The 9484-nt window shown below is 46.9% G+C and carries 14 protein-coding genes; 2 read left to right on the top strand and 12 right to left on the bottom strand.

Features of this window, described 5'->3' with window-relative positions; genetic code table 11:
- Nucleotides 1-41: 41 nt before the first annotated feature.
- Both H141_RS0101425 and H141_RS0101430 read right to left on the bottom strand, forming a co-directional pair.
- The gene (locus tag H141_RS0101425; RefSeq protein ID WP_019674457.1) at nt 42-419 is read right to left on the bottom strand and encodes a hypothetical protein; all 378 of its coding nucleotides are present in this window, start codon (nt 417-419) and stop codon (nt 42-44) included.
- A 114-nt stretch (nt 420-533) separates the two neighbouring features.
- Nucleotides 534-842, bottom strand: coding sequence for a YkgJ family cysteine cluster protein (locus tag H141_RS0101430; protein ID WP_083923012.1), 309 nt, complete (start codon nt 840-842; stop codon nt 534-536).
- 117 nt (nt 843-959) lie between these two features.
- Between H141_RS0101430 and H141_RS0101440 the strand changes: the two genes are divergently transcribed.
- A complete protein-coding gene (locus H141_RS0101440) occupies nt 960-1703 on the top strand; it encodes a MauE/DoxX family redox-associated membrane protein (protein ID WP_019674460.1) in 744 nt (247 codons plus the stop codon).
- Between the two features lie 29 nt (nt 1704-1732).
- Here the strand turns inward: H141_RS0101440 and H141_RS0101445 are convergent, their stop codons facing one another.
- The 9 genes from H141_RS0101445 to H141_RS0101490 form a co-directional block, all read right to left on the bottom strand.
- Nucleotides 1733-2137: a thiol-disulfide oxidoreductase DCC family protein gene (locus H141_RS0101445; protein WP_019674461.1), complete on the bottom strand. Its 405-nt coding sequence runs from the start codon at nt 2135-2137 to the stop codon at nt 1733-1735.
- A gap of 195 nt (nt 2138-2332) precedes the next feature.
- Complete coding sequence (locus H141_RS0101455; RefSeq protein ID WP_019674463.1) at nt 2333-3652, bottom strand: ferredoxin reductase family protein; 1320 nt, start codon at nt 3650-3652, stop codon at nt 2333-2335.
- A gap of 270 nt (nt 3653-3922) precedes the next feature.
- Complete coding sequence (locus H141_RS0101460) at nt 3923-4240, bottom strand: hypothetical protein (RefSeq protein WP_019674464.1); 318 nt, start codon at nt 4238-4240, stop codon at nt 3923-3925.
- A gap of 190 nt (nt 4241-4430) precedes the next feature.
- Nucleotides 4431-5810: a flavin monoamine oxidase family protein gene (locus H141_RS0101465; RefSeq protein WP_019674465.1), complete on the bottom strand. Its 1380-nt coding sequence runs from the start codon at nt 5808-5810 to the stop codon at nt 4431-4433.
- A 41-nt stretch (nt 5811-5851) separates the two neighbouring features.
- Nucleotides 5852-6757 (bottom strand): hypothetical protein, encoded by a 906-nt coding sequence (locus H141_RS0101470; protein WP_019674466.1) that lies wholly within the window; start codon nt 6755-6757, stop codon nt 5852-5854.
- Nucleotides 6758-6873: 116 nt separating this feature from the next.
- Complete coding sequence (locus H141_RS21830) at nt 6874-7131, bottom strand: GNAT family N-acetyltransferase (RefSeq protein WP_019674467.1); 258 nt, start codon at nt 7129-7131, stop codon at nt 6874-6876.
- Nucleotides 7132-7326: 195 nt separating this feature from the next.
- Entirely contained in the window at nt 7327-7821 is a 495-nt protein-coding gene (locus H141_RS0101480; protein ID WP_019674468.1) for a GNAT family N-acetyltransferase, read from the bottom strand.
- Nucleotides 7822-7837: 16 nt separating this feature from the next.
- Entirely contained in the window at nt 7838-8245 is a 408-nt protein-coding gene (locus H141_RS0101485; RefSeq protein WP_157610655.1) for a hypothetical protein, read from the bottom strand.
- A gap of 104 nt (nt 8246-8349) precedes the next feature.
- Nucleotides 8350-8805: a DUF6194 family protein gene (locus H141_RS0101490; protein WP_019674470.1), complete on the bottom strand. Its 456-nt coding sequence runs from the start codon at nt 8803-8805 to the stop codon at nt 8350-8352.
- Nucleotides 8806-8922: 117 nt separating this feature from the next.
- Here H141_RS0101490 and H141_RS0101495 point away from each other — a divergent pair, with 117 nt between their 5' ends.
- Nucleotides 8923-9165, top strand: coding sequence for a type II toxin-antitoxin system ParD family antitoxin (locus tag H141_RS0101495; RefSeq protein ID WP_019674471.1), 243 nt, complete (start codon nt 8923-8925; stop codon nt 9163-9165).
- Between the two features lie 54 nt (nt 9166-9219).
- On the opposite strand, the gene H141_RS0101500 is transcribed toward H141_RS0101495, so the two are convergent.
- Nucleotides 9220-9484 (bottom strand): transposase (locus H141_RS0101500; RefSeq protein ID WP_019674472.1); only part of this gene is annotated, 265 nt, incomplete at its 5' end.

The following is a 9484-nucleotide window of genomic DNA, read 5'->3' on the forward strand; positions in this document are numbered from 1 at the left end:
TGAAATTGCTAAGTCGGCGATAGTAGCCGCTTATACCGGCATTAGTCCAGATTTGCCAGCAAGGTTTTGTCCAAACCATCTTCATTTAATATTTTAACAATGGCCTGGCAATGGTCCAGGGTAAAGTCACCCTCGCCTATCTGGGTATTCAGCATAGCCCGGCGCTTTAAGACAATTTCAGCAACTTGCTTGCCATCACCCAGTTTCGCATGCAGCTTATCCAGCCATGGATACAGCTTTTGTTCGGCATCATAAGCTGCCTGGCGCACTTGCGGGTGAAAATCCTGGCAGGCATTGATATTCAACAGATAAAAATTCAGATAACCAGCGACGGTTATCAGTTTGTAATCCTGGGTGTCAGCCTGCACTGGTGCAGTTACTATCAACGCGGCCACTGCGGCACCTAACCATTTTTTCATTGTTATTCCCTGCCATCTGTTGCTAATTATGCTAACCAATCTAAACAGAAAATGACTGTTTTGCAATCTCGCTGCCAAAAAAAGCCACTCAATATCGTGTAATCAGCTGTGCTGTTAAATTACCCCCTGCCCGGCGCGCTCACTCAGACAATCATCTGACGACATGGCAAATTCCCGGCATACCCAGGGGCGCTGCTCATAAATGGTACAACGGTAGCTGTCTCGATCTAAGGCAGAGCACCAGCCATCGGCCAGCCGTAACATGGTTTCGCCCCCCCAGTTATCTACCGCGATATGATGATCAGGCACCCCGGTATCAGAAATTATCATCACTTCTAAGCGACAACAACAGGCCTGGCAGTTGGCGCAACTTACCGTTACCGGCGCCTGTTTGGCTGTAATTGTGGTTATTGGAATAATCATAGTTAAGTTTATCCCGCCAGCCGCTGCAGAAGCAACTGCTGTCTGTCATTACATCTGAAACCTTGCAATGGCACAGTAAGCAACTAAGGTTAACACTTAACCGGAAAAGGAGAGCTTATGTCAAAAACAGCGAAACTTTATCGGATGGTAACCGACGAGCATATTTGTCCCTTTGGCTTAAAATCAAAAGCACTGCTCGAGCAGCAGGGCTATCAGGTAACTGATCACCAGCTGAGTAACAAACAACAAACCGCGAAGTTCAAGCAACAGCATCAGGTCGACACCACACCGCAAACCTTTATCAACGAGCAACGGATTGGCGGCTATGACCAGTTGCTGGACTATTTTAACAAAACCCAACCGGCTGATAAGTTTGCCGCCGCCTACCGGCCGGTTATTGCAATATTTGCCATAGCGCTGCTTCTGGCACTGGCAATAAACTGGGCTGCCGGCATTGCGCTGCTATCGATAGCAACTGTAGAAAAATTCGTCGCCTGCAGTATGGTGTTACTTGCCCTGCAGAAACTGCAGGATGTAGAGGCGTTCAGTAATCAGTTTTTAGGCTACGATTTGTTAGCTCAGCGCTGGGTACGCTATGCCTATTTTTATCCGTTTGCCGAGGCCTTTGCCGGTATTGGCATGCTCGCAGGGCTAGCTGCTTATTTTGTGGCTCCCGTGGCATTATTTATCGGGATGGTTGGCGCCATTTCAGTAATGAAAGCCGTTTATATCGATAAACGCGAACTGAAATGTGCCTGTGTCGGCGGCAACAGCGAGGTCCCCTTAGGCTTTGTCTCGTTAACCGAGAACCTCTTTATGATCGCCGCCGGCTGCTGGATGCTGTTTAACGCCCTGATGTAATGCCTTGCTTTAATATTGCCTGGTTAAAATCAAACGCCGACAAACCGGTCTTTTTCAGCCTCTGTCGGCACTCTGCATTTATTGGCTTTGCCAAACATTTTGTAACGGTTGCGAGCAAACAAACGATAACACCAATCCCTGACAGGGCGTGGCACCACTTTTAGCACGTTAAATAAATACCAGAAGCCGCTTAGATCTTTCGTTACTTCAAGCGCCGCATCTGACCAGACATAAGCTCTGCCATGTTTAACCAGTAAAAAGGTATCTGGCCCGCTGTCACTGATGCCATGTGCTTGCATGACTTGTTTGGCAAGTTCGCTTTGCATCGGTGTAAACACAAAGTTTGCCTCAGGGTCGCGTTTAATAATAAAATTAACTGCGCCACTGCAAAAATTACATACCCCGTCAAATACCACTAAATGTTTGTCAGCCATGTCACTCCTTAATATCAGGCGATAAGTTACACCACCAGTAAAAACATATAACCGTGATCTGATTAACTCTATCAGCAATGACTATGCATAAAGTATCCAGGCAATTGTCACTGTAGCGACCAGCAGTAATACTGCCATAACCGTGCCGGCGCGTTTTGCTATCAGGTGCATCATCAGGCGTCTCCGTTATCCCGGTTATACCAGGTTAAACCGTTCAGAATAGATATGCTTAAGCGGCACTTGCCTCGCCCGCAGCTCTGTTTCTGCTACATTCATCAACGGTGTTGGGCCGCAAACATAGTAATCGGTGCTACTGCTGACGTTGTCCAGATAACGCTCCAGCAACGCTTCATCAATCAGCCCCTGCTCGCCTTGCCAGTCCTCTGGTGGCTCTTTTAAAACATGCACAACCTTAAGGTTCAGCTGTGCCGACAGCGCTGCCAGTTCATCGGCAAACAGCACTGAGGCCTGGTCGATATTGGCATATAGCAGTAACAGGTTTCTGGCACTCTGCGCTGCGGCACAGCTGCGCAGCATACTAATTATGGGTGTTACGCCCACACCACCTGCCACCATAACTGTATCGCGGTTGTTGTCAGGGTTAAGGGTAAAAACCCCATACGGACCTTCAACCCAGGCCCGGCTGCCGGCTTTCACATCGCTTAGGGAGCGGGTAAAGTCGCCAGCATGTTTAACCGTAAACTCCAGGCGCATTGGATTATTGTCTTTGGAATTAATCGAGAACGGGTGCTGCCGAACAGAGAATGGTGAGTCGCCCAGCGTAAGCCAGGCGTATTGGCCGGGCTTAAACGGCATGCCCGGGTGGTTATCGGCCTGCAATACCAGCCGGCTGGCATCGCCGTCGATTTTCTCCGCCCGAATCACTGTCCAGGGCTTGCCTTTTAGGCGCCAGGGCCGCAATAAGCGTGAATCAACCAGTAACAGCAGCGCCGCTCCCATCACCACCAGCAAGCCAATCTTCACCGGCCAGCCGGCAGTATAATTGCTTACCAGTAAGGCATGGCTTACGCCTGCACTTACCACAAATAATGCAAAGAGCCCATGCAATGCACGCCACCATTCGTACTGCAGCTTACAGCCTACCCGCCAGAGCGAGGTAATAATCAACAAAGTGCTGGCAACCAGCAGCGCACTTAAAGTAACAGCGCGCAGTGGCTGATCCGCAGGATGCAGATAATCCAGAAACTGCGGTTCAGCAATAAGTAATGTAAGCGGATGAGCCAGGATCAGCAGCCAGCCAAAAATGCCCATTTGCCGGTGAAATTGCAGCAGGTTGTCTTGCCCCCCCCCTTTAGCAAACCAAGGATGGCGCCCGGAAATAACCAGCTGCATGGCCAGCACTCCCAAGCCAAGCAAACCAAATAAAACCCCTAACTCAACAAAAAATGTCCGGGCTGGCGGCCGTTCAAAAACCAGCGCCAGCCCCATTGGCAGCAGGCACAACAAAAAATACAATGCTAACCAGGCGACAAGGGTACCAAATCGAATTTGCATAAGAGCTTAAGCTCTCCTTCGCTACGGTAATGGCTTCAAAAAATAATGACTGCACCACATCCGGTAGCGCATCAAAAATTTGTGATGTTTAAGTCAGTAAGTTCTGCAGTTGAATTTCAATATATTCAGCATTAGGAAAAAGAGCATGACAACGTTTTGTAACCGACGTGATTAAGTTTTCTGAAACTCATAAGTAACAGCAACGCCTCGACCTAACTTGCAAACGGCTTGAGCTTGTTTTGCTATAAAAGACACAAACAATTTTTATATTTAACCATCAGGGTTGTCCCTTGACTTTGCCGGGCCGCTACCGGTAAAGGCTTTTTTAGGCTTTTGCTTGTCTTTGGTTGTATTCGATTTTTCTATCTTCGTTTTATCACTCTCAGAAATTCTATGAGCAGTATCAATCCTATTTCGATCGGCTTGTTTAATATTTGAGACTTCCGCTGTTTTTTTAATAACCGTCAGAGGCGCAGCAGAAACCGTCTCCTTAGTCTGGGTGGGTGCACTCGTTTGTGCCTGAACCATTGAAGTTAATAAAACGAGACAAACCGGTGAAATAGAAAATATTTTTGAGGAAAGTTTCATTTGTGAAATATCCTTAAATAATGCAGAGAAAAATATAGCGCATTAACGCAAAGTACCCGGGCAGTGAGCCGCGCTGCGGGTTGACGACCCAGCGACCAACCGGAGCGAGTAATGCCCTTGTTATTGAGCATAGCCCAATGGCGCCAAAATGAACAATATATAAATGCGAGCATTGTTGGGCGGCAACAGGTCATGTTGAGAGAACATCTATTGACACCCGAAGCCCAGACAAATAAGCACCGTGCGCAGTTCCGAAATAAGTTCTATTGGTGGCTTCACCAGCAAAAAACAAGCGCCCGCTCAGAGAGCTTGCCAGTTCGTCTCGGATTATGGGAGTTGAACCTATTGCATTGTAAGAATACGAGCCTCTGGCAAAAGGGTCAGAGGCCCAGCGCGTGATCTGCCAATCAATAGGCTGAGGTATATCGGGACCAAAGATTGCATTCAGGGTTTCCATGGCACTTGCCACAAGCTGCTCATCTGACCATGCTTCTATTTCGCTTCCGCGGTCAGCGGCATTGAATCCTAGCAAAACTGGTTTATTCACCGTTCGCTGAAAACTAACCCATTCAGTCCATTGGCCATGATTTGCCGAGACATATTCAAGCCAATCTATGCCTTCTGGCCAGAAGGCTTGCTCAAAGCGAAGATAGCATTTATTCAACACCCCCATGCTAAGGTTGCTTATCGCATTGCGCTTTTTCTCGGGTAACTCTGGAACGAAACGCACATCACCGCGCTGCAAAACACCGAGTGGCAACGTGATAACAACCCGATCAGCTAAAAACTCATCGTGCGCGGTGCGCACTCTCACTTCTGATTCTTGCCATGCAATTTCTTGGACCACCTGAGACAACCGAACGTCAGTACCCTGCGCCAAGTATTCAGTGAGCACCTCAAACCCCTGCTCAAACAACACATCATCACCATCGAACTCTTTCGCGTTGTCATACCAGTGTGATGAAAGACGATTGGCGCTACCTGCATATTCTTGTTCAATACTTCCAGACACGCAGAAGTTCAGAAAACGCAGTGCTTCTGAATCATCCGCATACGAACTCTCGAGCGAGGCGAGAGCTTGTCTGAGCGAAGTGTCGGGATCTGAGTTCTGCGCTTTGCGAATCGCTGCAGAAATTTGCTGCCGGACACTTTCAAGCTTAGCCTCTTTAGCGCCCCAAATTTCTTCGCCATTCGTGTTATAGACAACGCTGCGCTCGTAGCTGGTGCTCACTCTTTTTGTGCGCAGCAGGTCCGCCAGGTCTGTAAGCGGATTGCTCGTGGTGCCGTGTATCCAACTAGCCCCCAGGTCAAGAGGCAAATCAGGCCACTGATGGCTGGTCCAAATGCGCCCGCCTATTCGGTCTCGTGCTTCCAACACAATAACCTGATGACCTGAGAGTGTTAGCTCTCGTGCAGCAGCCAAACCTGCTAATCCGGCGCCGATCACCAATACTCGTTGATTCCCTTTAATATCTCTGTCATCTCCACCATAGCTTTCGTTTCTGCATCCAGTGGCTCCACTACCCAGCAATATCAGTGACATCAGTTTCAAAAATTCACGCTTGTTCATCGATCTCACCTTAATTCAGCCATTGCCGCCTATCGCCGCTTTCAGCGGCTTGTCCGCTGCAATGCTTTGTTAGCGGGCTCTTCCATTAGGTCGGCCAAACAAGGGCCAACCGATAAAATCGAAAAGTCGCCAATATTACCTGAGTAGGCTGTCGTAGAAAGCGCCCAGCCGCTATCAACGACACTGACGTCACTCCAAGCAGAAACTTGACGCTCAGCTTTCTTTGTATTGAGCTTTACCTGCCCAAGCAACTCCATTTTCATGCGTTTAAAGTGGTTCCGTTTTGGCACGACCTTGGCAGCGCCCTCTGTTTGCAGGTCAAATGTCAGCAGCCTGGCTTTCAACGCATCTTCAAGAGAAGGATAACGCTCATGGGGTACCGTTAAAGCGGCAACCGCGACCCATGGTATCCAGTCAAAAGCCCTTCCCTTCTGGAGTACCACCAGTGCTCCCCAACCATCCGGCTGAAAGCCTGCCTCTTCCCAACTTGAGGACCAAGCATTCACAGCTTTCCCTTCCATCGTTGGATAGGCGTAAATATCACCTACTTCTACAACAAATTCAGCAGGATTTTTAGCTGCCGGCTTGGGACGCTCTGGTCTGGGAGCGCGCAGGCGGTCGGCTAGCTCAAGTAGCATGTGTTGTCGCTTCTCAATGTGTTTTTGTTCAAGCCCCTCCATACGTCTGATATCATGGCCATCGTCAATAACTGCAAGCGCCTTGGCAATGGCTTCAGAGCAAGCAATGCCGCGACGTTCAAATTGATCTGCCACAACAAGCCAGAATGTGCACTCGTCATCACCATCTAGCCCTGTATCACACTGCATTTTCCAAAGCACTGCCAAAAGTCGTGTTCCTTCCATTGGTAATTTGCAAACCAGTGAGATTGTATTCTTCAAATCCGATGCATAATCATCTTGATAGAGTCCAACTCCCCAAGCTCCCATTCACTCCTCCTGAATTGACACTGTGGCGAAACCAAATAGCTAACGCCCGCCACACACGCGAGCAACTTGTTGCGAGTCGAGTGCCGCAGGCGCGTTGTGCTGGCGATTGTTAGAGCTCACAGTTTGATGACTGCCAACATATCTTCACCATCTTCAACCAACCCCTCTTCCTGAAAGCCAAAACTTGAGTAAAAATCTTTGGCTACCGGGTTTTCAGGGTCATAGCAAATTTCTATTTCTTTTACTTTGTCATTGGCTTTGATCTCATTGAGTGCCAAATTTAGCGCCGCTCTACCAATACCAGTTTTTTGAAAACGCTGATCCACCATAAAACGCCAGATAGACACTTTTTCAGGCGCTTCAGCAACCCACATAAAAAAGCCGACCGGGGTATCGTTTTGTAGTTCGCTCTGCAGGTATGGCCTTGGCAGTAATGTGACTCAAGCAAAGACCACATATTGCTAGCAACATAGTCCTGCTGCTCATCGGTGACATCTAAGTCACATACTTCTTCATAATTTAAACTTGTCACTTCTTCCAGTGTAATATTCATCGCGTCCTGCATATTTTTATTTATTTGTGATCACAAACTCATAAAAGCCTTCGGTCTCAGCGGGTTCAATTTTCAATACATTCTCAATAGGTAATTTCGCAAAAAGCCTATCCCAAAACGTCAATGCTTCAAGGTCTTTTTCATAAACGGCTACATGCCAATTTAATGAATTATTTAACATTAACTGGCAAACAGCATGCAAAGCGATACCTTTTGAACGGTACTTAGGTAAGATAAAAATATCTGATAGCTCAGGCATTTCACGCTGTAAGATTTCTGTGGGTTCCACAGTAACGAAGCCTGCGATATTTCCTTCAACAATAATTAAGTAAGCGTCACAGTCTTCGTCACCCGCAACAACATCGCTGAGGTATTCTTCTTCAATATCAAATCTGCCAGAACTATCGATATCTTCGTCATCAAAAGCACTTTGATGGTATTGGTAGAATTGCCAAAGCATTGAAAATGCGGGTAAATCTGTTTCAGTTAATTTTCGTATCACTATGTTCATTTTAATCTCTAACGCTTTAAGAAGCGGCGCAGCTTGCTGCGTCCTGCTGGCTTAACTTGTTAAATTCATTGCTGATTGGAGGTAGGAACATAGCTAAAATAACTGCTCCATTTGCCATTATTAGCATGTCCCAAAAAGCATTCTCCCAGCCATAAGATATAGTTGGGCCTGTAAATACCGATACAGGAACTATTAACACCGCAACAGACAAATAAAGCCATCGCCCCCAGTTACGGAACAATAAAGCCCCAACCACCGAGGCCATAATTAGTATTATTAGTAGAAGCCCTATAAAACCCACAAGTACAGGACTAAGGTCAAAATACGTTTGCCAATCAACTGTTTCTGGTAGCAAACTCCTAGCTGGCGCTAAAGCTCCATCATCAACAAAGTACAGGACCGCCAAGATAGCTATCTCAAACATCAATAGTCCAATTATTACTAACCTGAATATTACTCGATTACTCATTACTTCCCTTTGAATTTAACGCCTAGCTCACCGCGCGAGCTTTAGCGAGTCCGGTGCAGCTATTTGTTAACAGCTTTTTTATTGAATTTGACCACTGCATTTGCATGCGCCTCGACGATAAGTGGAAGTATGCACTCAAAAGTTGATTTACTCGGGTTTAAAACCTGTACCCAAGACATCCAACCATATATAGGGTGAGGCATGAGTTCATTCAGGGCTGTAAAATCATGACCAGTATCAATGATTCCTCCTTTGGGCGGTCGTTTTGGTCTGTTACCAAATAAATGCTCGTATGTTGCTTTCGACACTCCAATACTGAGCCTAAATGTGCCTTCGCGGTTTAAATCAGACGCCTTGTCATTTTCACCGTTTTGTTCTTTCAGCGTGCAAAAATAAACACCATTTGGTAACAGCTTACCAGGGTTATAAAACATAGAAGTTTCACCCCAGCTTGATTTAGGCACTACGCCTTCAAAATCACCTACAATTCTCTCAATGATATCGGCTACTTGCATCTAGCACTCCCTGAAAAGCTAGCGCTTCAAGCAGCGGCGCAGAATGCGTCCGCTGCCTTGACTTGTTATGGGCTCTATACCAAAATATGGTAACCATTGGTAATAGTGAGGTGTGACATGGCCAAAAATACAAGTATTAGCTTGGGTGAACATTTTGATGGCTTTATAAGCCACCAAATAAAGAGTGGTAGATACGGCTCTGCAAGCGAGGTAGTTAGAGCTGGACTGAGAATCCTTGAAAGCGAGGAACAAAAGCTTGAAACATTGCGCGTATTGATAAGAGAAGGCATAGCGAGTGGTACCACTGACTATACCTACGATAGCCTGATGCAAGAACTTGACGATGAGCTTGGTAAATGAATTCATTTTCTGTTTCCAGGAGACTATAAAATCTTCTGTGTAAGTGGCTGTTTATCATAACGATACTCGGTCACCGTACATGATCATAAACTGCGTCATGGCAGGCTTCCAATCTCGCAGTGGCATTGTCCACTTTTTAGCAATCTGGTGTAAAGCCAGATACAACAACTTCAGCACTGCATCATCATTCGGGAATGACCTTCTGGTCTTGGTGACCTGACGCAGGCTGGCATTGAGAGATTCGATGGCGTTGGTGGTATAAATGACCTTGCGTATCTCCGGTGGGTAGTCGAAGAACACGCTCAGTCGTGTCCAGTTG

The organism is Arsukibacterium perlucidum DSM 18276 (assembly GCF_000382165.1).
Taxonomy (GTDB): Bacteria; Pseudomonadota; Gammaproteobacteria; order Enterobacterales; family Alteromonadaceae; genus Alishewanella; species Alishewanella perlucidum.